24 protein-coding genes and 2 pseudogenes are annotated in these 26,506 nt (G+C 70.0%); 11 read left to right on the top strand and 15 right to left on the bottom strand.

The features are described from left to right. Positions 1-203 precede the first annotated feature (203 nt). Positions 204-1,382, bottom strand: coding sequence for a spore photoproduct lyase family protein (locus OG897_RS31045; RefSeq protein WP_266661970.1), 1,179 nt, complete (start codon positions 1,380-1,382; stop codon positions 204-206). Positions 1,383-1,748: 366 nt separating this feature from the next. On the opposite strand from OG897_RS31045, the gene OG897_RS31040 reads away from it, so the two are divergent. Next, positions 1,749-2,228, top strand: coding sequence for a nuclear transport factor 2 family protein (locus tag OG897_RS31040; RefSeq protein ID WP_266661968.1), 480 nt, complete (start codon positions 1,749-1,751; stop codon positions 2,226-2,228). Positions 2,229-2,256: 28 nt separating this feature from the next. Here OG897_RS31040 and OG897_RS31035 read toward each other — a convergent pair whose 3' ends face one another. Continuing rightward, positions 2,257-4,098, bottom strand: a complete 1,842-nt coding sequence (locus OG897_RS31035; protein ID WP_266661966.1) for a glycoside hydrolase family 3 protein — start codon at positions 4,096-4,098, stop codon at positions 2,257-2,259. A 177-nt stretch (positions 4,099-4,275) separates the two neighbouring features. On the opposite strand from OG897_RS31035, the gene OG897_RS31030 reads away from it, so the two are divergent. Both OG897_RS31030 and OG897_RS31025 read left to right on the top strand, forming a co-directional pair. Next, positions 4,276-5,667, top strand: coding sequence for an MFS transporter (locus OG897_RS31030; protein ID WP_266661964.1), 1,392 nt, complete (start codon positions 4,276-4,278; stop codon positions 5,665-5,667). Continuing rightward, on the top strand, positions 5,664-6,431 hold the full coding sequence (locus tag OG897_RS31025; protein WP_266661962.1) for a tyrosine-protein phosphatase: 768 nt from the start codon (positions 5,664-5,666) through the stop codon (positions 6,429-6,431). Before OG897_RS31030 ends, OG897_RS31025 begins: the two co-directional genes overlap by 4 nt. On the opposite strand, the gene OG897_RS31020 is transcribed toward OG897_RS31025, so the two are convergent. From OG897_RS31020 to OG897_RS31010, 3 genes are all read right to left on the bottom strand, one after another. After that, a complete protein-coding gene (locus OG897_RS31020) occupies positions 6,375-7,016 on the bottom strand; it encodes a TetR/AcrR family transcriptional regulator (protein ID WP_266661960.1) in 642 nt (213 codons plus the stop codon). The two genes, OG897_RS31025 and OG897_RS31020, sit on opposite strands and share 57 nt — an antisense overlap. A 467-nt stretch (positions 7,017-7,483) precedes the next feature. Beyond that, positions 7,484-8,416, bottom strand: coding sequence for a hypothetical protein (locus OG897_RS31015; protein WP_266661958.1), 933 nt, complete (start codon positions 8,414-8,416; stop codon positions 7,484-7,486). 133 nt (positions 8,417-8,549) lie between these two features. Continuing rightward, positions 8,550-8,738 (bottom strand): hypothetical protein, encoded by a 189-nt coding sequence (locus tag OG897_RS31010; protein ID WP_266661957.1) that lies wholly within the window; start codon positions 8,736-8,738, stop codon positions 8,550-8,552. On the opposite strand from OG897_RS31010, the gene OG897_RS31005 reads away from it, so the two are divergent. From OG897_RS31005 to OG897_RS30995, 3 genes are all read left to right on the top strand, one after another. Continuing rightward, complete coding sequence (locus OG897_RS31005) at positions 8,719-9,042, top strand: hypothetical protein (protein WP_266661955.1); 324 nt, start codon at positions 8,719-8,721, stop codon at positions 9,040-9,042. The genes OG897_RS31010 and OG897_RS31005 overlap by 20 nt on opposite strands. A 462-nt stretch (positions 9,043-9,504) precedes the next feature. Continuing rightward, complete coding sequence (locus OG897_RS31000; RefSeq protein ID WP_266661953.1) at positions 9,505-11,118, top strand: UDP-N-acetylmuramoyl-L-alanyl-D-glutamate--2,6-diaminopimelate ligase; 1,614 nt, start codon at positions 9,505-9,507, stop codon at positions 11,116-11,118. Positions 11,119-11,202: 84 nt separating this feature from the next. After that, entirely contained in the window at positions 11,203-11,472 is a 270-nt protein-coding gene (locus OG897_RS30995; RefSeq protein ID WP_323188120.1) for a S24 family peptidase, read from the top strand. Positions 11,473-11,518: 46 nt separating this feature from the next. Here OG897_RS30995 and OG897_RS30990 read toward each other — a convergent pair. After that, positions 11,519-11,782: pseudogene (locus tag OG897_RS30990) on the bottom strand (transposase); the annotation flags it as partial. Positions 11,783-11,892: 110 nt separating this feature from the next. Further along, entirely contained in the window at positions 11,893-12,675 is a 783-nt protein-coding gene (locus OG897_RS30985; protein ID WP_266661951.1) for an MBL fold metallo-hydrolase, read from the bottom strand. 92 nt (positions 12,676-12,767) lie between these two features. Between OG897_RS30985 and OG897_RS30980 the strand changes: the two genes are divergently transcribed. From OG897_RS30980 to OG897_RS30970, 3 genes are all read left to right on the top strand, one after another. Then, positions 12,768-13,370, top strand: a complete 603-nt coding sequence (locus OG897_RS30980) for a TetR/AcrR family transcriptional regulator (protein WP_266661949.1) — start codon at positions 12,768-12,770, stop codon at positions 13,368-13,370. A gap of 619 nt (positions 13,371-13,989) precedes the next feature. After that, the gene (locus OG897_RS30975) at positions 13,990-14,355 is read left to right on the top strand and encodes a hypothetical protein (protein ID WP_266661947.1); all 366 of its coding nucleotides are present in this window, start codon (positions 13,990-13,992) and stop codon (positions 14,353-14,355) included. Positions 14,356-14,856: 501 nt separating this feature from the next. Then, positions 14,857-16,374 carry an amidase family protein gene (locus OG897_RS30970; protein WP_266662516.1) on the top strand — a complete coding sequence of 506 codons (1,518 nt, stop codon included), beginning with the start codon at positions 14,857-14,859 and terminating at the stop codon, positions 16,372-16,374. Positions 16,375-17,224: 850 nt separating this feature from the next. Here the strand turns inward: OG897_RS30970 and OG897_RS30965 are convergent. The 3 genes from OG897_RS30965 to OG897_RS30955 form a co-directional block, all read right to left on the bottom strand. Continuing rightward, positions 17,225-18,820: an ABC transporter substrate-binding protein gene (locus tag OG897_RS30965; RefSeq protein ID WP_266661945.1), complete on the bottom strand. Its 1,596-nt coding sequence runs from the start codon at positions 18,818-18,820 to the stop codon at positions 17,225-17,227. A gap of 75 nt (positions 18,821-18,895) precedes the next feature. Beyond that, the gene (locus OG897_RS30960; RefSeq protein ID WP_266661943.1) at positions 18,896-20,956 is read right to left on the bottom strand and encodes a hypothetical protein; all 2,061 of its coding nucleotides are present in this window, start codon (positions 20,954-20,956) and stop codon (positions 18,896-18,898) included. 261 nt (positions 20,957-21,217) lie between these two features. Beyond that, a complete protein-coding gene (locus OG897_RS30955; RefSeq protein WP_266661941.1) occupies positions 21,218-21,391 on the bottom strand; it encodes a CsbD family protein in 174 nt (57 codons plus the stop codon). 303 nt (positions 21,392-21,694) lie between these two features. Here OG897_RS30955 and OG897_RS30950 point away from each other — a divergent pair. After that, positions 21,695-21,823 (top strand): annotated as a pseudogene (locus tag OG897_RS30950) (IS5/IS1182 family transposase); the annotation flags it as partial. A gap of 44 nt (positions 21,824-21,867) precedes the next feature. Here the strand turns inward: OG897_RS30950 and OG897_RS30945 are convergent. The 4 genes from OG897_RS30945 to OG897_RS30930 form a co-directional block, all read right to left on the bottom strand. Continuing rightward, entirely contained in the window at positions 21,868-22,752 is an 885-nt protein-coding gene (locus tag OG897_RS30945; protein ID WP_266661939.1) for an MFS transporter, read from the bottom strand. Further along, positions 22,736-23,086, bottom strand: coding sequence for an IS3 family transposase (locus OG897_RS30940; protein ID WP_266661937.1), 351 nt, complete (start codon positions 23,084-23,086; stop codon positions 22,736-22,738). The genes OG897_RS30945 and OG897_RS30940 overlap by 17 nt, the downstream gene beginning before the upstream one ends. 170 nt (positions 23,087-23,256) lie before the next feature. After that, positions 23,257-23,385: a hypothetical protein gene (locus tag OG897_RS30935; protein WP_266661935.1), complete on the bottom strand. Its 129-nt coding sequence runs from the start codon at positions 23,383-23,385 to the stop codon at positions 23,257-23,259. Between the two features lie 72 nt (positions 23,386-23,457). Then, entirely contained in the window at positions 23,458-23,796 is a 339-nt protein-coding gene (locus OG897_RS30930) for a group II intron maturase-specific domain-containing protein (RefSeq protein WP_266662514.1), read from the bottom strand. Between the two features lie 629 nt (positions 23,797-24,425). On the opposite strand from OG897_RS30930, the gene OG897_RS30925 reads away from it, so the two are divergent. After that, on the top strand, positions 24,426-25,343 hold the full coding sequence (locus OG897_RS30925) for a phosphatidylinositol-specific phospholipase C (RefSeq protein WP_266661933.1): 918 nt from the start codon (positions 24,426-24,428) through the stop codon (positions 25,341-25,343). A 228-nt stretch (positions 25,344-25,571) separates the two neighbouring features. On the opposite strand, the gene OG897_RS30920 is transcribed toward OG897_RS30925, so the two are convergent. Then, positions 25,572-26,105: a winged helix-turn-helix domain-containing protein gene (locus tag OG897_RS30920; protein ID WP_266661931.1), complete on the bottom strand. Its 534-nt coding sequence runs from the start codon at positions 26,103-26,105 to the stop codon at positions 25,572-25,574. Between the last annotated feature and the right edge of the window lie 401 nt (positions 26,106-26,506).

Here is a 26,506-nt window from a genome sequence, read left to right as displayed (position 1 = left end):
AGGAGGTCCCGCCGGGCGCGGACGCGCGTCCTCCGCCGAGCACGCCCGTACGGGAACGGCGTCGAGCCGTTCGCCGGACTCCTCAACGCCGCGCCATCGTGACAACGGGCGGACCCGCGCCGCGGTTCGGAACACTCGTTGACGCATTGCTCACTGCCCTGCCCCCACGGCGCGCAGGCCGGTTTCGGGCCGGGGACCGGGAATCAGAAGGCGTATCTGACGCGCAGCCACGGTGCGTGCGTGGTGAGGAGTTGCTGGAGCCGGACGAGTGCCTGGCGCTTGACCTCTGCGGAGTAGCGGACGTTGAGTGCTCCGTTCTGGGAGCGTTTGGTCTCCTGGGCTGCCGGTTGCCACAGGAGTTCCTCGGCCCGGGGGTGCCAGCCGAGGTTGACCTCGTGGAGCTGCTGGTTGTGGGTCAGCATGATGATCTCGGCCGCCGCCTGCTGTTTCACGCGTACGGGAAGCACGTCGTCGAGGTGCACGAGCAGGTCGGCCCAGTCCCGCTGCCAGCCCTGCCGCAGGACGACGGGTGAGAGGTTGAAGTGGACTTCGTACCCTGCGTCGAGGAAGTCGGGTGCGGCGGCGATCCGTTCGGCGATCGGGCTGGTACGGAGGTCCAGCAGCCGGGCGTCGTCCGGTGGCATGAGCGAGAAGCGCACCCGCGTGCGCCCCTGCGGGTCGAGGGTGAGCAGGTCGGGGTTGACGAACTTGGTCGCGAAGGAAGCCTTCGCGGTGGGCAGGGTGCGGAACGCCGCGATCAGGTCCGCCGTGTTGTCGCAGATCAGGGCGTCGACGGAGCAGTCACCGTTTTCGCCGATGTCGTACACCCAGGCCCGCGGGTCGCACTGGTTGGGCTCCGTCTTGGGGCCCTGGGCGCGAACGTGACGGCGGATGTGGGCGACGGTGGCCTCGATGTTGGTGAAGAGGGTGATGGGGTTGGCGTATCCCTTGCGGCGGGGGACGTAGCAGTAGGCGCAGGCCATGGCGCAGCCGTTGGAGGGGCCAGGTGCGATCCAGTCTGCGGATCTGCCGTTGGGGCGTGTTTCGAGGGTGCGTTTCACGCCAAGGACGAGGGTCTCGGTCTTGACCCGGACCCAGCGCGCGATGTTGCCGTCGTTGCCGTGGAGGGAGGGGATGCGCCAGTGGCTCGGCACTTCGGTCACGCGGACACCCGGCAGCCTTTCCATGATCTGCCGACCGCGCGGCGAGTCGAGGGCAGCCGGTTCGGCGTACACCTCACGTACGTCGAGCAGCCGACGGGCCTGCGGGCTGTCAGCGAAGGCCGGGGCGGCGTCCGGCTCGGGGGCCGTCGTCTCCGACCACCCGAACAGGGCCTGCTGCTCGGGTTGCCCCGGCACGGACTCCATGGACGGCCGATCCACGTACGACTCCTCGGGTGGGTGATCAGTGTTGAGTGGCAGGGGGTGCCCCGGCCAGCCGCGCACGAGTGCGGAAGGCCCACAGCGAGCCTAGAGCCGAAACGTCCGCCGCCCGCCCCTCACGCGCAACGACAGGAACACCGGCATGCCATGGTTCCCGGAAGTCAGCAGCGCACCCGCAGCCGCGCGCCAGCAGGTACGCGCCGCGGCCTCGGCCGACCCCGTGGCCCACTTCGTCCGCGCCCTGGACAACCGCGACACCCATGACATCGACCCCGCCCGTCCCGGCAGCGTGGTGGTGCACGACCCCCGCGCAGGCGAGGTGCGCGGGCGCCGCACGCTGCGGACCTTCGTGGAGCGCAGCGGCGCGTGGCTGCGCGAGCGCCACAGCACCACCCGGGTGATCGCCAGCACGGCGGGTGGTGGCCGCTGGCCGGCCACCACCAGGTCGGACCCCCGGCGCTCGTGGCGGGCGACGTCCACCCCGGCGACGTCGTCGGCCGCTACCAGACCGCGCTGGACGCCCAAGACACCGAGCCGATCGTGCGCAGCCTCAGCCACGACGGCTCCTTCCGCGAGCCCGGCGGGCCCCAGTACACCCATCGCTGCACCGACGAACTACCCGCCTTCTTCACCATGTTCTTCAGTGCCGGAGGCGGCATCGGTCTCCAGCACCGCACCGTCACCCACGGCGGCACCCGTTGCGCCGTGGAGTACAACTGCGTGCGCTGGGGCACGTCGGAGCTGCCGCCCCAGGCCGGGACCGGCGTCTGCGGACGCGGCCCCGACGGGCTGCTGACCGCCGCCCGGGTCTACGACGACGTACAGGCACCGGTCGAGAAGTCCTGAGCCCCCCGGTCCTGGCAGCGGTGCGGGGTTACGTCGTCGCCCTGTTCCGCGCGGGCCAGCGCAGGCCGTGGCCGAAGCGGAAGACCGGGTCGAGGGTGTCGAACGGGGTGTCCTCACGTGCGGCGGCGACCGCCGCGTCCGAGCGGGGCAGGTCGAAGGGGAGCCGTCCGGCGACGGCGGTCCGGCCGCCGACGGCGTCCAGCAGGACTTCGTCATCGACTCCGAAGGTCCCGATCAGGGTGACTCCTGGAAGGGCGCCGAAGGGCGTCAGCACTGCCGCGCGTTCCAGGAAGACGTCGACGACGGTGGGGACGGCCGCCGCGACGGCCTGCACGTGCCGGACGGTCTCCGCCGGGAACTCCAGGCTTCCGGAGTGGAACGCCGCTTCGAGTGAGCCCGCGGGGTGGGCGTCGTAGGGGGCGGCCAGGCGCAGAACGGCCAGGTCGGCCTCCTCGACGTTGTCGACCGGTACCGCGTAGGCGGCGAGGACGTGCGGGTCGACTCCTTCCGCGTAGACGCGTACGTCCCGGCCGAGGCGGGTGGGGTGCCCGGTGAGGGCCACCACGGACGCGGCCTGCACCCGGCGGGCGAGCGTCAGGCTCTCGCGGGTGGCGACCTGCAGGTGGACGGCGGCGGGCGAGACAGCACCGGCTGACGGGTCGTCCAGCAGGCCGAGGCGCTCCTTGTCCCGCAGGACGCGTCGCACGGAGGTGTCGAGGCGCTCCTCCGTGACGAGACCTCGGTCGAGGGCCTCCAGGATGAGCGCCGGGTCGTCCTCCCCGCCGAACTGGTCGACACCGGCGTCGAAGAGCCGGGCGACGCGTTCGACCGGGGGCAGTTCCAGCAACCCCCAGGCCCGGACGGGCAGTTCGAGACCCAGGCGCGGCAGGCGCATTCCGGTGACGATGTTGAAGTCGGTGACGACGACCCCGTCGAAGCCGAGCCGGTGACGCAACAGGTCGGTGATCAGTCCGCGCTGGAAGGCGAAACCCACTTCTTCGAGGTCAAGGTCAGGGGCGGGGCCGAGGGGGGCGGCGTAGCCGGGCATGATCATGGCGACGCCTTCGTCGATCGCGGCGGCGAACGGCCGTAGGTGGTCGTCGAAGCGGTTGCCCGGATACACGGTGTGCGCTCCGCGCTCGAAGTGGGCGTCCTCGCCGTTCTGTTGGGGCCCGCCGCCGGGGAAGTGCTTCGCTGTCGCCAGCACTCGTTCGTGGGCACCGCCGCTCTGGAGCCCGCGGACGAACGCGCGGATCATCGTGGACGTGTGCTCGGGGTCCTCTCCGAAGGTCCCCGCCACCCGCGCCCACCGCGGTTCGGTGGCCAGGTCGGCCATGGGGTGCACCGCGATGTGGACACCGGCCGCGCGCAGCTCGCGGGCCATCATCCGGGCGGTCTCCTCGACCAGAGCGGCGTCCCAGGTGGCCGCGAGGCCGATCGGCTCGGTCAGCATGCTGAACCCGGCTCCGCTCTGCCCGACATGGGCGTTGCGGACGCGGCCGTGCGTCGGGTCGGCTCCGACCGTGACCGGTATGCCGAGCCGGGAGCGAGCGGTGGTCGCCCGGATCTCCTCGCCCCAGCGGGCCAGCGCCGGGACGCTCGGGATGCTCATCAGCCCCAGGTGCCCGACGTGGCGCTCCAGCAGCAGTTCGGTGGTCGGGGTGAAGCCGAACGGGGATTGCGAATCGGCGCCTTCCCACAGCGTGCCGTCGGGGTTCATCGTCACCCGCGCGGCGAGCAGCGCTCCGGCCTTCTCCGGCACGGTCATCCGGGCGACGAGTCCGTCAACCCGGTCGGGAGGAGAGGTCGTTGAGGCAGGGGGGCCCGCCTGGCGGGTGCGGCTCGTGCGGTGCGTACCGGTCGTGTGCATGCAAGCACGCTACGGCCGGACCGGTGCCGCTCCCAGGAAAGAGACTTAGTCTTCACTAAGTATTACTTAGTCGCCACTAGGTGTTCAGCTCCGCGTCCTGAAAGCCTCCCTACGCTCACCGCAAGTGCCGCCCCCAGCCACCCGGCACAGCCTGCGACCCGACCGGAGGAACCCGCCGTGACCCCCTTCCCGCCCGCCCCGCCGAAGCCCGTACCGACATCACGCATCTACCTCCTCGCGCTGGTAGAGCTGGCCGCACTCGGCCCCATCGCCACCGCGCTCGCCTTCTCCCTCTCGCTCAAGGTGCTGGAGATCGCACCGGACACCAAGGAGTCCTCGCTCGCCCTGGTGACCACCGTCGGCGCGGTGGCGGCCCTGGTGTCCAATCCGGTATGGGGCCACTTGTCGGACCGCACCCGCTCCCGCTTCGGGCGGCGTCGGCCGTGGATCGTCGGCGGCACCGTCGTGGGCGCGCTGAGCGCCGTACTGATGCTGGCGGCGCCGTCCTCCGGCTGGCTCGCCCTGGCGTGGGGCCTCGGGCAGCTCGGTTACAACGCCGTCCTGGCGGCGCTGAACGCGATGCTCGCGGACCAGCTTCCCGAAGAGCAACGGGCCAAGGCTTCCGGGGTGTTCGGGGCCTTCGGCTTCCTCGGCATCGTTCCGGCGATGCTGGTGGCCTCGCTGTTCGCGACCAACCTGCCGGTGGTCGTGCTGGCGATGCCGTTGCTGTCGCTGGTGCTGGTCGGGGTCGTCTGTGCCGTGGTTCCCGACGTCCCCGTACGGGAACGGCGGGCATCGCCGCACGGGGGCGGCGCGGGTGGTGTGTTCCGGGCGTTCCTCTTCAACCCGCTGCGGGTGCCCGCCTTCACGCTCGCCTGGGCCCAGCGGTGCGTGATGCAGTTCGGATACACGATCGTCGGGACGTACGGCCTCTTCTACTTGATCGAACGCCTCGGCATGACGCAGTCCCACGCCGTCTCGCTCAGCTCGCTCGCCACTCTCCTCGCCGCACTCCTCAACGTCGTCGCCGCATTCGTCTGCGGCCATCTGGCCGCGCGGCGCGGGAACTACGGCCCGTTCGTCGTGACGGCGGCCGTGGCGATGGCGGTGTCCCTCCTCCTCAAGGCGTTCACCGGCGACCTCGCGGTCTTCTGGGCCAGCACGGCCGTCGCCGGATTCGCCCTGGGCGTCTACTACTCGATCGACCTCGCACTCGTCCTGCGTACGCTCCCGGTCGGCGAGGAGGGCAAGTACCTCGGCATCTTCAACCTCGCCAAGACGATCCCGCAGTCGGTGGCGCCCGCTCTCGCCCCCTTCGCCCTGGCCATCGGCGGCCCGGACCCCGTGTCGGGGCACCCGCAGAACTACACGTCGCTCTATCTGACCGCCGCGGCCGCCGTCTTCCTCTCGCTCCTCATCCTGCCGCGCCTGCGACCGGTCCTGCGCCGCCCCGTCACGCCTGGGCCGGAGTCCGCCGCCGACCCGTCGCGGGACACCGTCGCCCCGGTGCAGGACGTCACGGCCGCCCCGGTGCAGACCGCCGCCCACACAAAGGAAGCCACCCGATGAACCACTCCCGTACCGTCGTGATCGACAGCCTCGTCAACCACCGTGATCTCGGCGGGCTCAGGGCCGTCGACTCCGCGCTCCGCCCCGGAGTGCTGTGCCGCTCCGCGGGCCTCGCCGCGCTGGACGGCCCCGGAAGGGCCGCACTGCGACGCTCCGTGTCCCTGGTGATCGACCTCCGCTCGGAACGCGAGGCCACCGCCGCACCCGCGGCCGCGCACCCTCGCACCGTACGACTGCCGCTGCTGGACGGTGACGCGTCGGGCATGCTCGACCTCCCGACGCTGAGCGGGCTGTACGCGGACCTTCTCGACTCCGCGGGAAGTACCTTCGCCCAGGTCGCCCGGCTGGTCGCCGAACCGGCCGACGGCGCCGTACTCGTGCACTGCACGGCGGGCAAGGACCGGACAGGGCTCGCCGTGGCCCTCGTACTGAACGCGGTGGGCGTCGACCGCGACGCGATCGTCGCCGACTACGCGCTGAGCGAGACACACCTGAACGGGACGTGGGCCGACGGGATGATGTCGTCCGTGCGCGCCATGGGAATCGAAGTGTCGCCGCGGATCGAGGCCCTGATCACCCGCAGTCCCGCCCCGGTCATGGAAGAGACGCTCGGCCGCCTCGACTCCCGGTACGGTGGCGCCGCGTCGTATCTGACCGCGCACGGCCTCGGCGAGGAAACGCTCCAGCAGTTGCGCCGACGGCTGCTGCTAGCCGTTCCGGCCGGGGTCCGTGGCGATGCGCCCGTAGAGGCCGTTCACGGCTGAGGTGAACACCCCGACGTAGTCGATGCGTTCGGGGAGGGTCACCCACTGGTCCCGGATGCCTTCGTTCAGGGCCAGCATCTCCAGCACGATCTGCTCGGGGTCGGTCCCCGCGAGGAGTTCACCCGATGCGACACCGCGCCGTACGACCGGGACGAACCTCTCCAGCGCCCGTTCGAGGTTGTCCCGGTGACGGCCCTCGACCGGGTGTCCCTCCACGCCCGCCGCCCCGGTCAGCATCCGGCGGAAGCGCACCAGGTCCGGGTCCTCGCCGGCCCGGCGTACCGCGGCGATCAAGGCGTCGAGCATGTCGCGTACGGTACGGAACTCCTCCGCGTAGAAGGCTCGGTAGGTGTCCTCCCGCAACTCGACGACGGCGACGAAGAGGTCGTGCTTGCGGGGGAAGTGGTGCAGTACGCCCGCGTCGGTCACCCCGGCCTCGCGGGCGATGTCGGCGATCCGCGCACGGTCGTACCCCTTGCGCCCGAACTCCCGGGTGGCGGCGGCCAGGATCGCTGTGCGCCGGGTGTCGCCCCGGACGATCCGCTTGTCGTCGACCACGGCACTCGGGTCTGTCGGGGCTGGCATGCTCCGATGGTAGACGCTCGGTGAGCCGCGGAAAGGGCGGGGCCTCTCCCCGGGGCACGCCCCCCTGGCGCGACGACGGGTCCAGTTTCCCGGTCAGCCGCAGGTCTCCCGCACCTGGTTCAGGAACCCGGCCGCCGTCCTTGGCCGCGGTGAATCCGCTCTTCGCCCCGTCCACCGTCACCACGGAGACCGAGGTGACGGAAGCCCTCTTCAGGTAGGCCCAGCCGGACTCGGCGAGGCTGGCGGTCGTCCCCGAGGTCCACTGCGGACCGAAGATCGCGGCCTGTCCGTCGTCCTGCGCTTCGGAACGCGACAGCCGGGAAGCAGCGGACCGGGACACGGCCACGCCGAAGAGCGATGCGTCGCTGGCAGACAGCGTGTAACTGCCGGTCAGCAGGTTCACGCTGCCCGGTCCCACGCTCTTGGCGGGAGCCGTCCCCACGTCCCTGTCCACCGTCACCGTCCCGCTACGCGGCGGACGGTGACCGGGCGTCGTCGGCGAGCCTGATGAGCGCCAGCACGGAGCGGTACTTCTCGGCGGAGTAGCCCAAGGGCCGGTCACCCGTCCTCTCAGTCTCCTCGTACAGCTTTAGCTGCGTCTCTGCGTAGGACCGGAGGACGGACCGGGCCCGGCCCGTCGTCACGTCCAGCGCGGCCGCCACCTCTGTCCAGGTGGCACCCCACCTCATAGCGTCGTGCACGAACCAGGAGCGGTCCCGGAGGAGCATGCGGTGCATGCTCTCACCCAGGGCGAGGACGGCGAGCGCGTCGTCCGCGGTGGCGGTCTCTCCGGGGTGGCAGCCGGAGGGCAGGTGCCGGTCCACCAGGCGGTGGTAGTGCGCGAAGTACCTCTCGGCCAGCCGCGGCAGCAGGACCCCGTATCCCACGTCGTCCGGCCTGCGGCTCACGCGGGCCCGCCACTCCTCGTGCGAGCGGGGCGAGTCGACGGGGACGGCAGAGGGCCGCGACCGCGCCGGTTCCGAGGGAGTACGTGTCCCACCGGTCCGCGCGCCGGGCGCGGCCGTGTCCGGCGCCGGGACACCACCACGGTAGGCCCTCCGCGTGGCGGACCAGGCCAGAAGGGCCACCACGGCCAGCGCCCCCAGATGCGCCCCGGCTCCCGCGAGCAGGAACCACCAGGGTGACCCGCCCCGGTCCGCCGCGTCGAGGCCGAGCCCCACGGACGCCACCAACGCCACGACCAGGCCGATCCACGGCAGCAGGACCATCGCCACCGCCCAGGTCCTGACCGGCTGTTCGACGTTGACGCACACCCAGAGCGCGATCAGGTTGACCAGGAACCCGCACCCCGCGAGGACGGCTACGACGCCCAGATAGAGCATCGGCCACTCCTCCGACGCGCAGGAACCACCGCTCGCGTGCTGCATGAATGCGTTCATGGGCTCCCCGCCGTCCGGTCCGCTCGACTACCACCCCCGACGGTACGAGGAGTTCGGCGCCCCGCCCTGAGCACTCGCACTCAGCCGGACCCGGCCCGCTACTCAACCGGCCCGCCCGCGCGGCCCAGGACGGTCAGCGGTGGTGCCCAGCAGAGTGGTCCTCGTTCCGCCGCTCCAGGGCCCGGGCCCGCTCCACCCCGGCGTCCAGACGCTCGATGCGCGTTCCGTCCTCCATGCAAACGTCGGCGTGCGACGAAGCGTGGTACCGGTGGCACTGGCTGACCGCGACCATGCTCCGGGCGATGCCCACCTGGTTGGGCACAGCCATGACGGTCGAAGGGATTACGGCCCTTCCCCTGGCTGCCGAGGCCCGCGACGGCTACCAGCGCACCTCCTTCACGATGCGCACGGTCCGCGACCTCCCCGGCAACGTACGTGGTGTCACCCTCACCCGCCGTTACCGAAGCACGCAGGTCGAGGTCACCAGCCAGACCTTGGACCAGCCCGGACTACGCCATGTTCTGGACTCGTTGCACCCGCTGACGGAGGCAACGCTGAAGAAGCTGACGAGGGAAAAAGGAAATCAGCCACCGGCTGTGCTTCATGCGCGCCGAGCGACCAGCTGACCGCACTGGTCAAGACCGGCCCTCCGCGACCGTGACCACTTCGGCCGCCTCCTGCCCGTAGACCCAGTAGCGGCGCGCGCCGGCCTCGAGCGAACTGGCCTCCATGGTGGGTTCCATGGCCACCCCGCACCGGGGGGCGGTTAGCCACTGCACGCAACTCGCTGTAGCTTCAAGGAGCGGCGAACGATCCGGCCAGCTTCCCCGGCCCCTCCGGCAGCACGTCCCTCTGCGTGCGCCCGATGACGGATTCGCCCTGTATCAGCACGTGAACGCGCCCCTGCCGGTGCGCCGCGCCACCACGCCCGGTCGCCGGGCCTTTCTGCCGGGTCGTGAGCTGCCCGGTCCGACCCGAGCGAGCACCGCGCTCGGCTCCGCCTCACCACAGCAGCGTCCGGCCACCGCCGGTGCTGCCGCCCGGCTGCGACCGCGTTCAACGGGCCGTGCCACTTCGAAGGGATCAATGTGCAGTTGAGCGAGTTGCTGGCCGGACAGGAACACCAGGTACTTCAGGGCGACCCGATCACGACGCCGATCACCGCAGGCGCGACCTTCGACGTCGACCGGGTCACTCCCGGTTCCGTCTTCGTCGCCGTGCCCGGTCACCGGGAGGGCGGGACCGCCTCCGTCCCGGCGGCGTTCGCCCGCGGAGCGGCGGCCGTCATCGTCGAGAGTGCCGACCCAGCGCTCCCGGAGACGCTCTGGCCCGCGAGCAGGTGCACTGTGCGGGTGCCGGACGCCCGGCGGGCCGCCGCCGTGGTGGCCTCCCGGTACTACGGCGAGCCGGGGCGGGAGATGGACATGTTGGCGGTCACCGGGACCAACGGCAAGACCTCGGTGTCGTACATGGTCGAGTCCGTGCTGCGGCTCTCGGCGGCGGCCGAGGTGGGAGTCATCGGGACGTCGGGCAGCCGGATCGGCGACGAGCTGATCCCGATGCCGCCCTCGGTTCTCACCACCCCCGAGTCGCCCGACCTCCAGTACCTCCTGGGGTACATGCGCGACCGCGCGGTCACCAGCGTGGTGCTCGAAGCCACCTCGATGGCACTGCTGACCCACCGGGTGGACCGTACGTTCATCGACGTCGGAGTGTTCACCAACCTGACCCAGGACCACCTGGACGACCACGGCACGATGGCCAACTACCGGGACGCCAAGCTCCGGCTCTTCCAGGGCCTGTGCCGTCGCGCGGTGGTCAACGCCGACGACCCGGTCGGGGCGGGGATCCCCGCGATGATGCCGGGTGCTGTGACCACGTACGCCCTCGACAATCCGGCGGACTACCGGGCCACCGACCTGGTGGTGAGCGCGTCCGGCACCCGCTTCACCCTCCACCACGGCGGGCGCGCCCGCCCGGCCGCCATTCCCTTCCCGGGCCGGTACGCCGTCGCCAACGCGCTCGCGGCCCTCGCCTCCTGCCACGTCCTGGGGCACGACCTCGACTCCCTGGTCGCCGCGCTGGCCCAGATGCCGCCGGTACCCGGCCGGTTCGAGCGTTTCGATACCCCGGACGGCACCTCGGTGATCGTGGACTACGCGCACTCCCCCGACTCCCTGGAGAAGGTGCTGACCACCATCGGCGGCTACTCGCGCGGCCGGGTGATCACCGTGTTCGGCTGCGGCGGCGACCGGGACACCACGAAACGGGCCGCCATGGGAAGGATCGCCGGGACCTACTCCGACCTGTGCGTCCTGACCTCGGACAACCCTCGCAACGAGGCCCCGGAGACGATCCTGGACCAGATCGCACCCGGCCTCGCCTCAACGGGCACGCCGTTCGAGAGGCTGGCCGACCGGCGCGCGGCGATCGCGTTCGCGCTGTCGGCGGCAGGGCCGGACGACATCGTCCTGCTCGCGGGCAAGGGCAGCGAACCGCACCAGACCGTGCGGGAGGAACTGATCCCGTTCAGCGACATGGCTGTCGCGCGCGAGCTCGCCCTGCAACAGACCGCCGCCCGGTTCCCCGCCGCCCGGCCCGCTGCGGGACCGCAGCTGCAGCCGACCGCCCGCCCACCGCTGGCGGTCGGGGACGGCGCAGCGACCACCGCGGAGCGCGCCGGGTCAGGTCCGGTGTCGTAGACGACGGCGCTCGACACCCGAGCCGGTGAGACGGGGCCGGATACGGAGCCCACCGGGAACGCCGGGCCGATATGGCCCCCGAGAATGCCGCGCCAACTGGTCGGCGAGGGAGACCTGTTCGCCCTTACCGCCGTCGGCGAATCCATGACCGGCGCGCACATCACCGACGGCGACCAAGTCGTTGTCCGCTCCCAGAACGAAGCACAGAACGGGGACGTCATCGCCGCCATGACCGCCGAGGGCGAAACCACCGTCAAGCGCTTCAAGCGCGACGGCGACCAGGCATGGCTCCTCCCCGCCAACCCGCTCTTCACTGGCTGCTGCCCGTCTTCGGCACCGCGCCGGCCGCGGTGAGCGCTCAGGCGCCGAGGAAGAGCTGAGGCAGCCCGGCCGCCATCTCCAGCGCCGCCAGGGCCCGTCGGAGCCGGGTGACATCCAGACGGCCGCGGTGGAGACCGGCGCAGAGGGCGCCGTGGCCCCGGCGGTGCTCGGGCGCCAGCGCCGGATCCACGAGCGACCGCACCGGCCCGACCATGCACAGCACCGCGTCCGTCAGCTCGAACAACACGTTGGCGCGAGCGTTCAAGCAGTCGTAGAAGTCGGTCCGGAACCGGGACAACACGGTCAGGGACTCGATGCGGACAGCGTTGGCCAGCAGACGCACCCTCGCGGCCTTGGCATGGTCAACTGCATCTCGACGACGCACACGATCACACCAAGGCAGCAACTGCCGCGACTTCAACCCCTACGCCCCTGGCCGCGGGCACGGCCCGGTCATGGAGTCAAGTCCAGCCATTCGCCGACGGCCAGCACGCGGGCGCGCGGTCCGGCGTGCTCGCGCAGTTCCTTCGCCGGGTCGGCGACCTCGACGTAGCCCGCGATCTTTTCCGGCTGCTCCGGTTCGTAGTGGATCGGCACCACGTACCGGGCGTCGAGGATCTCCGCCGCCGCAGCCGCCTGCCTCGGGTCCAGCGCCGCAAGGACCGGGCTCGGCGGCTGCAGATGCGGCGCGTCGACGACGGGCCCGTTGGCGGGCAGGAACACCGCGTCGAACGGACTGAACCGGCGCGCGATGAGCCACCAGTACCCGTGGAACATCGTGTCGCCACCGTGGAAGATCCGCTGTCCGTGGGCCTCGACCACCCAGTTCACCTGCTGGTCGCCCAGCCCGTCCACGGCCGGAACGGCGGTGACACGGAACGGCCCGATCTCACGGGCGGACCAGACGTCGACGACCGTCGCCGCCAGTCCGTGCCCGGTCAGTTCGCTTTCCGCCAGCAACGTCGTCACGTTGTCCACGTCATCACCATGGCCGGGAGCCGGCCGCAGCACAGGCGCTCCTGGTACCAACACCTCCGCGAGCGCGGATGCGTCGGTGTGATCACGGTGCAGGTGAGTGACCAGCGCGGCATCGACCTTCCCGGTCGGTGCCGTCAACCACGTGCCGGGCTTCCATCCGGTGAACAGCGGCGAAATGTCCCGCACGTAGTCGATCACCAGCCGCTTGCCATCGGCCTCTATCTCCAGTCCCGCCCAGCCCAGCCGTCGCACTCGCATCTGACTACTCCCCGCTCTCGGTGACGCCGATTAATTTAGCGTACGAACGTTCGCCAAAAGGATAGCGGACGGCCGTACGCTATGCTCGTCGCATGTCGCCACGCCGCTCAGTAGCCGAAGCGCAGGCCACCAAGGGCCGGATCCTCAGCCGCGCCGCTGAGATCGCCTCCGAGGAAGGGCTGGACGGCATCACCATCGGCCGACTCGCCGAGGCACTGGAGATGAGCAAGTCCGGAGTACACAAACACTTCGGCACCAAGGAGTCGCTGCAGATCTCCACGCTGGACAAGGCGTTCGTGGACTTCTGGCACCGGGTGGTCGAGCCCGCGCTGGGCGAACCACCTGGCCTGCGGCGGCTGCGTGCGGTGTGCGCCAACTCCGTGGAGTACCTGGAAACGCCGCTGCTGCCCGGCGGCTGCCTGATGACCGCAGCGCTCACCGAGTACGACGGCCGCCCCGGACGGGTCCGCGACGCGGTGGCCGAAGTGTGGTCACGTTGGCAGGAACAGCTGCGGGCGGATCTGACCGCAGCTGTGGAGAACGCCGAACTGCCGGACGGGTTCGACATCGACCAGGCCCTTTTCGAGATCATCGCCGCCGGACTGGCACTGAACGCCGCCATGCAACTCCGGCACGACCGCGCGGCCACGAACCGGGCCCGCCTCGCGATCGAACGGGCACTGAGCCAGCCCTGAGAACGCGACAGGCTTGCCACCGGCCCGTGACAGGTGAGAAGAACAAATTCAGAAGCTGTACCGCTTCTTCGCGCGGCACCTAGACATGACGCGAAGTCTGCACCGACGCATCGGTGCAGACCTCACTCAGCTGCCCGTGCGCTCCGTCCAGGCACGCGCGAGACCGGCCGCGCTCACACGTCCTGCCCCCATGGCTTTCTGCGGATCGTCCTGCTGCCCGGGGCCGCTGCCGATCCCCCACAAGAGTGACCGTCGCCCCCCCAGCAGAGAAGCGGGAAGCTTCTCAGCCGGTCACCTGCACCAGGAGCGCGGAGTTGGCGTCGACGTCGTGCCCCAGCCGCAGAGCATGATGGGGCACCTGCTTGGTGAAGACGGCGATGGCCTCCCGTGGCCGGCCGTGGCGGATCAGCAGGTCGGCGAGTTCGTAGCTGATGAGAAGCGCGGTGTGGGCATTCCATCACTTACACGGATATGTACCCCGGATGTGCAACGGGATCTGGCCAGAATGCGCCCGGCCCCGTCCAGGGCGACCGTGGACGTAGAACCGGCGCGCTCATCCGGCCGCAGGCGCGTCGAAGCGGTGCACCGCCAGGAAGCGGGCCGATCTCAAGGAGCGGCGATGAGCGAGCACGACCCACGGAACTGGCAGGATTGGGCGTCCGGGAGGCGGCAGCCACCGCCCGCGATGTTCCAGGCGGCTCCGGAGGGCGCTCTCGATGAGGAACGCCGGTCGGCCATTCCCGACTGGGCGGTCAATGACTACGTAGCGGCCGGGTGGCGTGTGGAGAATCGCTCTCCCTCGCAGGCGGTGACGGTGCGCGGGGAACCGGTCAACAACGTGCTGCACGCGATCTTGACGATCCTTTCCTGCCTGCTGTGGAGAATCATCTGGCTCACACTGCTCGCTGGAAACCGGGTCGAACGCGTGGCGCTGACCGTGGACGAGTACGGACGTGTCGACGTGGTCACGTCGCCCAGGGTGTGAGTCGGGCATGGCCTACAGCGACGGCGACCTCGCCGAGGGCTCCGCCTGGTCGAGGTCGAGGACCCGGAGGACGTCGTGGCCGCCGACGAGTCGCCATGGATCGAGTGGCGGGCAGCCCCGGCAGCACGCACCTTCCGCCCGAGCGCGTCCCGTTGCCCAGTGCACCCCCGCACCGCTGCCGTTCCGAGACGTACCGCTCACGACTCACCCTGCGCAACGGCCATACCCCCGCAGACCCAACGCGAGTGTCCGGTGGGGCTATTGCGCGCGACCGGGCGGCTGTAGTCGGCTAGACCCATGAGACCCCTCACGGCTCGGAAGTCCGCGGACTCCTCCCCAGCCACACGCCCCACGGTCCCGCCCAGCACGCGTACCGCAGCGACACTGGCCGTGTCCGCGCTCCTGATCGCCTCCTGGTGGACCTCCCCCGCCGGGCCCGCACACGCCTCCGAGGTCCGCCCCGCGGCGGGCCGCCCCCCGGCCTCCGCGGCAGACGGGGAGCTGCGGGGCATCGAACTGAACACGGTGACGATCCCCGAGCTCCAGAAGCGCATGGCGAGCGGGTCCCTCACCCCCTCGGGGCTTACCCGCGCCTACCTGAAGCGGATCAAGACGATCGATCCGAAGATCCACGCCGTGCTGCGCACCGATCCCACCGCCCTCCAGCAGGCTTCCCGGAGCGACACCCGGCACCGGCGCGGCACCGTCCTCGGTCCGCTCGACGGCATCCCGGTACTGATCAAGGACAACGTGGACACCAAGGGCCTGCTCTCGACGGCGGGTTCCCTCGCCCTCGCCACGGCCGCCCCGCACAAGGACGCCGACCTGGTCACCCGCCTGCGTGAGGCCGGAGCGGTGATCCTCGGCAAGACGAACTTGTCAGAATGGGCCAACTTCCGGGCCGCGCGGCCCACTTCGGGCTGGTCCGCGGTCGGCGGACAGACGAACAACCCCTACGTCCTCGACCGGAACCCCTGCGGATCCTCGGCAGGCTCCGGGGCCGCGCTGGCGGCCTCCCTGGCCCAAGTGGCCATCGGCACCGAGACGGACGGCTCCATCGTGTGTCCCGCCGGGATGAACGGAGTGGTCGGGCTCAAGCCCACGCTGGGCCTGGTGAGCGGCCGAGGCGTCGTACCGATCTCCGCCGAGCAGGACACCGCAGGACCGATGGCGCGCAATGTCGTCGACGTGGCGCTGACACTGTCCGCCCTGCGGGAGAAGGGGTACGTCACGGGCGGGGGCGCGGCCCCCACCGCCCCTCAAGCGAGCGGTACGACCGCCGGTGCCAGCACCCAGGCAAGCATGCGGGGGCGGCGGATCGGCCTGTGGCGGCTGCCGTCGCTCGGCAAGGACGTGGACATGATCATGACGGCGTCGGCGCAGCGGCTGCGGAGCGCCGGTGCGACCGTCGTCGAGGTCACCCCGCCGTACCAGGACCGCCTGGCCGAGCTGGAATTCCCCGCGCTGCTGAGCGAGTTCCACCGCGACATCGACGCCTATCTCGCCGGTCGGCGCGGTCCCCGGAACCTCGCCGAGCTGACCGCATTCCATCGCGGCAACCCCGCGGAACAGACGTGCTTCGCAGGTGTGGAACTGTTCGAGAGCGCACTCAAGGCGCCGCCCACGACGGACCCGCAGTACCGGGCCGCGCGCGCCGAACTCATCAGGCTGGCACGCAAGTCGATCGACGACACGATGGCCGCCCATCGCCTGGACGCCATCGCCGCGCCGACCAACCCGCCCGCCTGGACCACCGACTGCGCCCGGGGGGACAACGATGTGATCCCCTCCTCCACCCCCGCCGCCGTCGCCGGATACCCCTCCCTCTCGGTACCGGCCGGGTCCGTGGGGGAACTGCCCGTCGGCCTGCTGCTCATGTCCGGGAAGCACAAGGACGATGCGCTGCTGTCTCTCGGCGCACAAGTCGAACAGCGTCTGCACGCGTGGCGCGCCCCGCGCTACCTCCCGACCTTGCCGACTCCCACAGCCTCGGAGGAGCCCCGCGGCAACGGTCGCTGAGCACGCACCGGCATGCGGCCGCACTCCCCCGCGCGGCTGCCCGGACATGACGGACGATGGTGTGCGACCCCGGTGGCCGCGCGGGGCCGCCCACCATCAATGACGCCGCGTTCTTGGTGGCGGCGCAGTGGGAGGGTGCGGATGGGCCGTCGAGTGCGATCTGCTCGCCCGGAGAATGCCGCACGCAGGAGCCCACCGCGGGTGACGTGGACGCGTCCGTCCAGGACCTCGAGGAAGAGACGGCCCGCCGGACCTCCTTGATGGGATGCATGGAAGCGAGTTCGCTCGACATGGCCATCACCGGCGGCACGGGTGACTTCCGCGTCGACCGGGGCACTGTCCGCTGCTGGGAAATCGGCACCCCGGAGGGGAGGTTGCGCGCCGCGTTTCTGCACTGGAGGAATGACGGCGACGGCGCAACGGTGACGTCGGCGAGCGAGGTCGGCGCGGGTCGGGTCAGGCCGGTGGAGCCGGTGGCGTTGGCACCGCCCACGCGCCGCAGGCCGCCCTGTCTCCGGAAGTCACCGAGGAGGAGCGCCCCGGGCCGCCCGGCCGGGAAGCACCAGCCGGGTGCCCACCCGGCGGGCCGTAGCCACCCGGCAGAGCCGGCCGTCGATGCGCGTCCCGCGCTCTGCGCCGCACAGTTCAGGATCTGTCCCCTCTCTCGGAGGGCGGCAGAAACTGCGACATCACCGACTCGCTGACGCTGTGGCGGCAGACCGCCGACCACCGCCTCGGCCGGCCGCGGGAGCCGCTGGACGCACTCGGCGGCCCCGCACCCGTCGCTCGCACCCACGTGCTGGACATCCTCGCCCCGCAGACGACCCGACGCGTCCCCGCGCGAACCGCTTCAGCCCCCGCCCTGCCCCGACAAGTCCTTCTCCGTCAGCGGCTTTCCGCCCTGCGCCGAGACCGCCAGGGTGGAGACCTTTCCGTTCGCGCCGATCTCGATGAGCGGCACCGCCTTCCGTTCCGGCGACCCGTCGCCGCCCAGCGAGATCAGCCCGCTGGCGCCCTTCACCGTTTCCGGGCCGTGCAGGGAGCGCCAGATCTGGATGACCTCGGAGCCGGACACCGCCCCGTTGTTGGTTTCGGAGTTCCTCGCGACCAGGCGGATTCCGGCCACCGCCGTGAGAACCGCGTCGTGCCCCATGATCGCCTGCCCGTCGTCCAGCGCCTCCTCCTTGAACAGGGCACTGAACCGGCCACTGGGACCGAACGACGGCATCGCCGGCCCCGGGTACGCGTCCGGCAGCTTTTCCCAGCTCTGCGGGTGTGCGAGCCCCGTGTAGACGAGCCGCACATTGCCGTCCCGCAGGGTGTCCTTGATGTCCTGGAACCCGGCCGCCTGCGCCGTCTGCGAAGCGTCGTCCCCGGAGATCACCAGCACTGGACGGTCTTTCACGCACGGCCGGTCCTTGAGCGGAGCCAGGAAGCGCGGCAGGTCGATGCCCCGGCCCGCGAAGTACACGACGTCCGGCCTGGCCGCGCAGATCGTCGACATCCGGGTCTTGAACGCGGTCGCCACCCCGGCCTGCGACGAGTCGTACTTCTCCGTCGGACCCGCCAGCCGCTGGGGCGGCATGACGGCGAGGAACTTGTCGCCCAGCGTCTTGGTGTAGGCGTCGTCCGCCCGTTCGTCCTGCACCACCAGCACCCGCTTCTTCGCGTTCTCCTTCTGTTTCAGGAACGCGGCCGCGGCCGACGCCTCGTCCGAGTTGACGGGCGCGACGCGCACGAGACCCGGCACCCTACTGAGGGTGTCGGCAGTCAACACCGAACCCACTGCGGCAAGTTGGAGTCCTCCTTGGGCGGGGGCAGCGGTGATCCGGCGGATCACCGCTTCGGTGGCCGCCGTGCTGGTGCCGAGGCCGGCGACCGCGACGAGGTGCTCCGCCGGGGTACGCAGCCGGAGCTGCCGCAAGGTGGCCTCGGCCTGTGCCGGGCCGTTGCCGAGGTGGGCGAGCATCAGCTTGATCTTGGGGACGTCGCCGTACTTGTTCGAGTGGTTGGCCTCCATCTGCGCGATGTAGGCGCCCTGCAGCTCGTGCCGTACCGAGTCGGGGGTGTTCGTGTCCTTGGCGTCCGGCACCATCGACATGAGATACGCGATGCCGACGTGACTGGCCCCGCCCTGCTTCGCGGACTCGGCGTCCACCGCGGCGTTCTCTTTGTGGATGCGCTCGAAGAGCGGGCCCAGGTTCTTCTCGTCGAAGTGGTACGAACCGTCGGTGATGCCCACGCACACGCCTTCGACCCGCTCCACGCCGGTCGCGCACGAGGTGTCCACCGGCGGGTCGGGCCTCAGCCACAGCACCAGACCACCCGCCACGAGAGCGAGTACCACCACGCCCAGGATCGCGTTTCCGGGCCAGCGCCGCCACCACGGGGGCAGCTCCCCCACCCAGCCGGTGCGACGCCCCCGGCCCCTGCCCGGTCCTGCCATCAGCAATCCCCTTCATCCTGTTGCCTGTCAGGCACACCGTGAACCCGGCCCCGCCGAGCTGGATATGACGTGGTGTCAGTCCGTGTAGCGTTCTGCCTCGTCCAGCAGCGTGTCCGCGTCGGCGTCGGCCACCATCGCCAGCTGGCGGAGCTTGGCGCTGATCTTGTGGTTCAGTTCGGGGTGCCCCAGCGGCAGCCGGTTGCGGGGATCGCCCGCCAGCCACAGCGCCGCGCACAGCTCGGCCAGCGGCCGGCCAAGGCGCTCGTCGGCGTAAGCGTCGGGGGCCAGCTCTCGGGCCAGCTCGGTCGCCCGCCGCTGCGGGGGCTCGTCCGACAGCCACGCCGGGTACATCGGCGCCGCCGTCACGTGGTACAGCTCGCGCAGCCAGGGGATCAGGTCGCCTTCCGCCATCCCGAGGGTGAAGTGGTCGACGACGAGCGGGAGTTCGCCACGGGCGAGGCAGTGGTAGAGCGCATCCAGCGGCTGTTGGTGGCGGGCGTGCCAGGAGGCCAGTGTCTCGTGCAACTGCCGCCACCGCGCCAGGGATCCGCTCGTCGGGTCCTTCAGCCGGTCGAGCAACAACAGTCGCAGCCAGGGGTGCAGCACGGGCTGCGTGTCGAAGGTGGTGTCCAGCGCGCCCTCGCCGCGGGCCCCGGGCCGGGGCAGCAGATAGCCCGACGGGCCTCGCCCGCCCCGGGTGTGGGCGTCCTCGGGAACCCGGCGCGACAGCCACAGCCGCTCGCGCAGCTCCCGCATCAGTGTGTCCCTGGCGTGCTCGGGCTGATCGTTCAACAGGCCCGCGTTCACAGCCGACTTGGGGGTGCGTGCCGTGGCGATCAGCAAGGCCGCCTCCTGCTGGTCCGCGGTGAGTCCCGCGAGCAGCCGGGACCGTACGACATCGGCCAACGGCGTCCCCGTACCCGGCGTGCGCACCGACAGCAGCCCCCGCAGGTCGCTCTCCGCCGGGCTGCCCTCACGCAGCCCTGCCAGCACCTCGTGGAGGGTGCGCACGCTCCACGGATGTCCGTACGTCAGCCGGTGGATCAGCGGAGTGGTGGCGGGCAGCACCCACGGCTCCGGGCGTCCGGTGCGCCCCGCCCGTTCCTTCTCGTACCGGGTGGCCTCCAGGGTGACCTCGACCTCGTCCAGGTCGCGCAGCCGCACCGGGCACCACCAGTGCGGCGGGGCCGCGTCCGGGCGGGTGCGCCAGGCGTCGTACGACAGGGTGTCGGGTGTGCTGATGTGCGGGTCGTCGGGGCTGCCGTCGCTCGGCCCGGGCACCGCGCGGGTGGTGGCGGCCGTGGCGACGACCAGCAGCGGGTCGTAGAGCCCGGAGCGGGCCTTCTCGGCGCGCAGTTGAACGAGCAGTTCCAGGAAGGCGGTGATGTGCGGGCGGTCGGTGTTGTCGAGCAGGGCCAGGCAGTTGTAGAGCCTGCGCCGACCGCCGAACGAGGCGGCGAGGTCGTCGAGGAACACCTCGCACAGCCCGCGGTCCACCAGCGCGGCGTCCGCATCGATGCCGGTGCGGTGGCGCCGGTTGAGGTCGATCAGCGCGTCGACGCCCGCCTGGGTGCTGCCCTGACCGTAACTGACCAGGGCGCGGTTGAGCGCCGTGGCCACCGGGAGGTGGGTGAAGCCGCGCACCAGCAGGCCGGCCGCCAGCTCCAGATGGGGCACGGGCGACAGACCGAGATCGTCGATGACACCGCCCGCCGCCTCCAGGGCGTCGACAGCGGCACTGCCGCGGGCCTGGCTCAGCGCGGACTTGAGCCGCTTGCGGGCCGCCTCGCGGTTGTCCAGCGGCAGATCGCTCAGGCTCAGCGCGAGCAGCCCGAGCATCAGCCGGGGAAAGCGCGGCGGTCGCACGCCGGAGTGTTTGCGGGACAGCAGGAACGCCAGGTGCACGGCCAGTTCGTACGGTCGTTGCACCGGCAGCGGCGCGAAGTCGATCCGCGCCGTGATGCCGCCCGCCGCCTCGTGGGCGAAATGGTCCAGTGCGTACGTCTTGCCGCTTCCCGGCCGCCCCAGCAGAACGATCAGCGGCAGCGGCCGTGCGGTGGCGCGCCGCCAGCAGTCCCGTACGAAGGCGGCGATCTCCGCCTGACCGGCGGGGGGCGTGCTCGGAGCCTGGGGCATCCGGTCTCCCTCTGACAGGAGTGACCACTGGGGCAACATCGTTTCACGAACTTGCCGCCACAGCAGGTGTATTGCGCGCTTCGGTCCCCACTGCTCACACTCCCCCGAGTTGCTCCTCGGGCCGCCGTCACGGTGACGGCGAGAAAAACGACTCAGGCAGTGCCGCCCGACCGGAATGCCCCTGGAGGGGTGTCCGGCCGGGCGGCACTGCCTGAGTCCTGCGGGACTGTCGACCTGCTGCGTCCGCCCGGGGGCGGGCGTTCAGTCCTTCAGTGCGTCCTTGCCCTTCTCCTTCGCCTGGCGGGCGTCGCCCTTGGCCTTCTCGGCCCGGCCTTCGTTCTTCAGGCGCTTGTTGCCGACCGCGCTGCCGGCGGCCTTCTTGACTGTGCCCTTGGCCTGCTCGGCCTTGGCCTTGGCCTTCTTGTCTGCTGCCATGATCAGCCCCCTTGGGTCCGGCGATCAGCTGCGTGTCATACCGTTGTTCGATCGGGTGTCCCCGCCCAAGACCTCGAAACGTACGGAATTGCTCCCGGAACCCGACACGCCACTGAGCGGGCCTGAGGCCCGGGCGGTCCGTGCGGGAACTAGATAACCTGGTTACTGACCTTGAATCCGTAATGTCGTCACGATGAATCGAGGAGTCCGGTGCCAGTCAGGCAGCCGTCGAGGACGTCGTGCCGGTACTGGAGTTGGCGGAGGCCGTGCCTGATCGCGTGGAAACGGCGGCACAACACCACGCACACCAAGATCCGCTGCCTCGGTGAGCAGGCCATGGCCACCCCGAAGGGCTGGCGGCTCCTCCGAAAGCTCCGCTGCTGCCCCCACCGCATCACCCACACCGTGAAGGCCATCGTCGTCCTTCACCACGCATCAGCGCGAAGTTGGAAAAGGCTCAGTGCCTTGCCACCGGCCTACTCCCGGCCGATGTTGATTTCCTCGAGCTCCTTGCCCGTGGTGGCGAGGAAAGGGGAGAGAGCGACGACAGCCGCAGCAAGCACATAGGCGGACGCGTACAGGGCGACGGAGCGCAATCCGAACCGCTCCAGGAGGTGCGGCGCCAGAACCACGTTCATCGCGATCATGAGACGGGTGACGGCCTGCGCGACACCGCTTCCGATCCCGCGCAGGTGCGTGGGAAACGCCTCCGACGACCACACCCAGGACAGCACGCCGGGCCCGAACCAAGTGAGCAGCGAGTAGAGGACGAAGAACGCCAGCAGAAGCGCCGGGGCCTTCGGGCCGAGGAAGGCGATCCCCAGACCTGCGACGAAGACGCCGACGCAGGACCAGATGCCCAGCGTCCTGCGGTTGACCCGGTCGATCAGCCGGGCACCCGCGACAACGGCGCACAGACCCGCGACGAACCCGGCCAACGAGAACCACAGCGAATGCTGCGCACTGATACCACTGGCCGCCATGACGAGCGGGCCCGCAATGGTGGCGACAGCGCCGCCGAATGCCTGCACGCTGTGTAGTCGATGCGTGTTGTAGAAGCCGGTGATCCAGGTCGCGATCCGCAGCCGGGCCTCGGTGCGGGTGGCGAACGTGTGCCGGTAGACGTACTCGACCTTGAGCACGCTGTTGAACGCCTCGCTGACGGCGCTGTCGAAACACGATCCGACGCGGCCCATGGACTGGGTCACGCCCAGGCGGCGACAGGTCCGGCGAATGCGCCAGGACCCGTATTCGCTGCCGCGGTCGCTGTGGAAGATCACGCCCTTCACGTCACCGCCGCGGGTGGCCGCGGCCATGTTCAAGGATGCGACGACCAGTTCGGCGTCATGGCGTGCGCCCATCGCGTAACCGAGCAGCCGGGCGCGAGAACAGGTCGATGACGGTGGCCAGGTAGAGCTTGCCCTCATCGGTGGTGATCGCGGTCATGTCGCCGCACCACACCTGGTCAGGAGCGTCCGCGGTGAAGTCCCGCCACACGAAGTCCGGGGCCGCCGGCCGTTTGCCGGGCCGGGTCAGCCCGCGCCGTCGGTGGACCTTCCGTCCGGCCAGGCCGAGCTCGGCCATCAGACAGGCGACGGTATTCACCGAGACCCGCCAGCCCGCGCGGACCAGGAGAAGCCAGACCTTCGGAGAGCCGTAAGCGCCGCCGGAGCCCTCGAAGATCTGTCGGATCACGTCGGCCAGCTGCCCGCGCCGGACCTCCCGCGCGGTGGTGGGCTTGTCGCGCCACTTGTAGAATCAGGACTCCGATACTCCCAGGACCCGGCAGGCCAGACGGTGCGGGACGCAGTACTCGGTCCTCTGGTTACCGATGAACTCGGCCACGGCGGCCGGGTCCGTCACGGTCACTTCACCCAGAGGACCATGCATCGCTTGAGGACATCACGCTCCATCTCCAGCTCGCGTATCCGCTTATTCTTCTCCGACATCTCCCGCCGCAGCCGCTCCAGCTCGGCGCGCTTGGCCTCGCGCATCCGTCCACCCGGCGGCGCGGGCTCGGCCGGCCGGTCGGACGACGCCGACCCGTTGCGCCGCCACCGCGACACTCAGCTGTGCAACGTGCCGGAGTGCACGCCGAGCTCCTCGGCGACCTCCGGGATCGGCCTGCCCGTCTCGATCACGATGCGTACAGCACCCTCACGAAACTCAGGCGTGTACGTCCGTTGCTTGGACCCCATGAACCCCAACTTCCCTGCAATCACGGACTCCACGCTACGAGGGGAGGGACAGTTGATGCGCGTCAGGAGAGGGGTCAGCTCCCAGGGCCGGAACCGGCCGTAGTAGTTGATCCAGCCCGCGAGCTTGGGGTTGACCCTGCGCGCGAGCTCCCGGAAGGTCAGATCGGTGCGGGTGTGCAGATGCCAGCCCCGCACCTCCCTGCTGATCTTCTTCAGGGCGTCCTTGCTGATCGCCGGTTCGAAGGACAGGAAGAGATTCCCGCGCCGACTCCGGTTCTTCCTGGCGCGGAACGTGTACCCGAGGAAGGTGAACGCCGCTTACTCGTAAGAGCCTTGGCGCAGTCCGTCCTTGGAGTAGACGATCCGGGTCTTGGCCGGGTGCAGACGCAACTCGACCTCTCCATCCGCAGCCGGTGGACGTCTCCACCCACAATGCCTGCGCCCTCAACACCCCAGCCATGCCTGGTAAATGCCCAGTTCACAGCCTTGTGCAGCACCCTTGGCGGTTGACGCAGCGTTCGACGGTATTGCGCCGCTTGTACGCCGCGCCCTCGAAGGCCGTGGCCTTTGCCCCGGTCGCTCATTAATGCCGTTGCATGCTGCCCAACGTTAGCGAAACGTTAGCAGCCCGTCCTACGGTAGGTTCCGGAGGTTATTCGGCATCTCCTTCGATGTCATTCATGAATGGCCGTACTGAACGGCTGACTTGAAGCATTGCAGTGTTCGTTCGCACCGACTCGCACCCCTTGGAAACCACGCAGCCGTGCAACCCGTGCGGTCGTCCTCCGGCCCGGGGTGCGTTCCCTCTGCGTTCCATCCTGGACAGGAGAAGAGGCATGAGCCCTACCCGCCGTGAGGTCTTGAAGTGGAGCGCTGGAGTCAGCGGCCTGGCCACCGCCACGATGCTGGGTCTGCCGAGTGTGGCCACCGCCGCGTCCTGGTCCGCCCAGTCCTGGATGGGACAGCTGTCCAGCGGCCTGCCCGTGACGAAACTGACCATTCCTGGAACGCACAACACCTGTGCCACCAGCGGCGTCCCTGCCGCAAAATGCCAGGACTGGGATCTGCTGACCCAGCTGAACAACGGCATCCGTTTTCTCGACATCCGTCTGAACGGACTGCAGGGAAGCAAGAACGAGATGGGTGTCTACCACAGCAACGTGTACATGAAGAAGCGGTTCCAGGACGTTCTCAACGACTGTGACTACTTCCTGCGGAGCAATCCGAACGAAGTCGTCATCATGCGGATCAGGAATGAGAACGCGGGCGGCCAGGCACTCGGTGCGGAGGAGTTCCGACGCCGCTTCAACTGGCACCTGGATGATCCGTCGATGCATTTCCGCCCGCTCTTCTGGACCAACCCCGCTTGGCCCTCCCTGGGCCAAGCCCGCGGCAAGGTCGTGCTCCTCACCGACTTCGCCCACGACTGGGCCACTCTCAGGTGGGGTTCGGACTACTGTGACATCCAGGATGACTACAACGTCTCCGACGACGCGAAAAGGAAGGCCATCGTCGAGCAGTTCGACGATGCCTGGTGGCGTCCCAACATTTCCCAGATGTTCATCAACTTCACGAGTACAGCCAAGGGGCCCATTCCCGATCCTTCTATCGGGGCGAAGAAGATCCTCCCCAGCGTGTACGCGTACCTGGAACCCAGGAAGGCCGAGCGAGCCCGCTTCGGCATCGTGCCCATGGACTTCCCCAATTACCGCCCCGACATCCTGAACCTGTTGATCAACAAGAACTTCATCTGACGGACATCCCGTAGCTGTGCGGCTCCGTCAGGAGACCGCCGACGCTCACGCCTCGTCTGCGATGACCCCGCCACCGCCTTTGGTGGGGGGGGCATCGAGCAGGATTGAAACGTTCTCAGGTTCCGGGAACCAGGACTGCGGTGTTCCGTGGGGCATCTTCACTTGAGCCCGGCCGCATAACAATCATCCCGGCCACCGACAGGCGCCCCGAACGCCATCCGCTCACCGTCACGACCGGCGTGATGCCGCGTCGTCCCCAGGTGCGCCCGCGGGGCGGTCGGCGGGTGAACCCTGCCTCGTCCTCGAAACAGAGATAGCCCCCACAGGCCGCCCGCGCTCTTTTACCTCCGCCCAGGTCGCCTCCTTCCACACGGCGACGGCCTCCTCGTCGCGTTCTGCGACCCGACGCACGGGCACCTGCGGGCTGAAGCCGAGCCGGTGCGTCAGCCTCGTCGCGCCCGAGACGCTGTAGGAGACGTGGAACTTCCGGCCGATCAGCGTGACCACTCGCGCGGCGGCGCACACCTGGTCCTCCACCCAGCCGTGCGCCGCCGGCCCCTCGCCGAGGTATCCAGCAAGCTTGCCCAGGCAGCGCTGAGCCAGGCGACACCGCGAGCCGCTCGCACCGCGCGAGACCAGGGCCCTCGCCCCGCCCGCACGCCCAAACTGCTGCCACTGGTGGGCCGACTTCCGAGTCACCCGCAGCCGCCGCGCCACCTCCGGCGGCCCGATCTCCTGCTCGAACAACTCGGCAGCCCGCATCCGTACGGCCTCACGGCATTGACGCCCCACAGGCGTCAACCCACCCCCATCCGCCTACCTCATACACCACGAAGTACAGCGAACACCCGCATCCACAACAGGGACTTCCCGAAGGATCACCCTGCCGAGCCGAAGTCAATAAACGACTTGTGTAGTCGGTCCCGTTTCGGGGGGTTGTGGTTCGGGTCTGCCGAGCGGCGCCGCTCCGGAGACGGGGGCCGGTATGGTCGAAGTCGTCCTGTGTCGGCGATGCCGTGCGTAGGCTCTCTGTCTTTCCCCCATCGCCAAGGGGGAATCCCGGTAGCAGATGCTGCGTTGCGATTCGAAAATGGGGCGCCTCGGGTGCCCTCACGCGCCTTCGCTGCTGGGTGGTCCTCGTACGTCGAGGAATGGTGGCGAAG

The sequence above is a fragment of the Streptomyces sp. NBC_00237 genome, from assembly GCF_026342435.1.
Classification (GTDB): domain Bacteria; phylum Actinomycetota; class Actinomycetes; order Streptomycetales; family Streptomycetaceae; genus Streptomyces.
Note: the sequence above shows the minus strand (reverse complement) of the source record. Positions and strands in the feature narration are given on the sequence as shown.

Excerpts from the sequence above, each read along its gene's own strand:
- OG897_RS31005 (WP_266661955.1), top strand. The coding sequence starts at position 8,719 with ATGCCCACCTGGTTGGGCACAGCCATGACGGTCGAAGGGATTACGGCC.
- OG897_RS31035 (WP_266661966.1), bottom strand. The coding sequence starts at position 4,098 with ATGCACACGACCGGTACGCACCGCACGAGCCGCACCCGCCAGGCGGGC.
- OG897_RS30925 (WP_266661933.1), top strand. The coding sequence starts at position 24,426 with ATGAGCCCTACCCGCCGTGAGGTCTTGAAGTGGAGCGCTGGAGTCAGC.
- OG897_RS30960 (WP_266661943.1), bottom strand. The coding sequence starts at position 20,956 with ATGCCCCAGGCTCCGAGCACGCCCCCCGCCGGTCAGGCGGAGATCGCC.
- OG897_RS31015 (WP_266661958.1), bottom strand. The coding sequence starts at position 8,416 with ATGAACGCATTCATGCAGCACGCGAGCGGTGGTTCCTGCGCGTCGGAG.
- OG897_RS30995 (WP_323188120.1), top strand. The coding sequence starts at position 11,203 with ATGCCGCGCCAACTGGTCGGCGAGGGAGACCTGTTCGCCCTTACCGCC.
- OG897_RS31025 (WP_266661962.1), top strand. The coding sequence starts at position 5,664 with ATGAACCACTCCCGTACCGTCGTGATCGACAGCCTCGTCAACCACCGT.
- OG897_RS30945 (WP_266661939.1), bottom strand. The coding sequence starts at position 22,752 with ATGGGCGCACGCCATGACGCCGAACTGGTCGTCGCATCCTTGAACATG.
- OG897_RS30935 (WP_266661935.1), bottom strand. The coding sequence starts at position 23,385 with ATGCGCGAGGCCAAGCGCGCCGAGCTGGAGCGGCTGCGGCGGGAGATG.
- OG897_RS30965 (WP_266661945.1), bottom strand. The coding sequence starts at position 18,820 with ATGGCAGGACCGGGCAGGGGCCGGGGGCGTCGCACCGGCTGGGTGGGG.
- OG897_RS30955 (WP_266661941.1), bottom strand. The coding sequence starts at position 21,391 with ATGGCAGCAGACAAGAAGGCCAAGGCCAAGGCCGAGCAGGCCAAGGGC.
- OG897_RS30980 (WP_266661949.1), top strand. The coding sequence starts at position 12,768 with ATGTCGCCACGCCGCTCAGTAGCCGAAGCGCAGGCCACCAAGGGCCGG.
- OG897_RS30985 (WP_266661951.1), bottom strand. The coding sequence starts at position 12,675 with ATGCGAGTGCGACGGCTGGGCTGGGCGGGACTGGAGATAGAGGCCGAT.
- OG897_RS30920 (WP_266661931.1), bottom strand. The coding sequence starts at position 26,105 with ATGCGGGCTGCCGAGTTGTTCGAGCAGGAGATCGGGCCGCCGGAGGTG.
- OG897_RS30975 (WP_266661947.1), top strand. The coding sequence starts at position 13,990 with ATGAGCGAGCACGACCCACGGAACTGGCAGGATTGGGCGTCCGGGAGG.
- OG897_RS31020 (WP_266661960.1), bottom strand. The coding sequence starts at position 7,016 with ATGCCAGCCCCGACAGACCCGAGTGCCGTGGTCGACGACAAGCGGATC.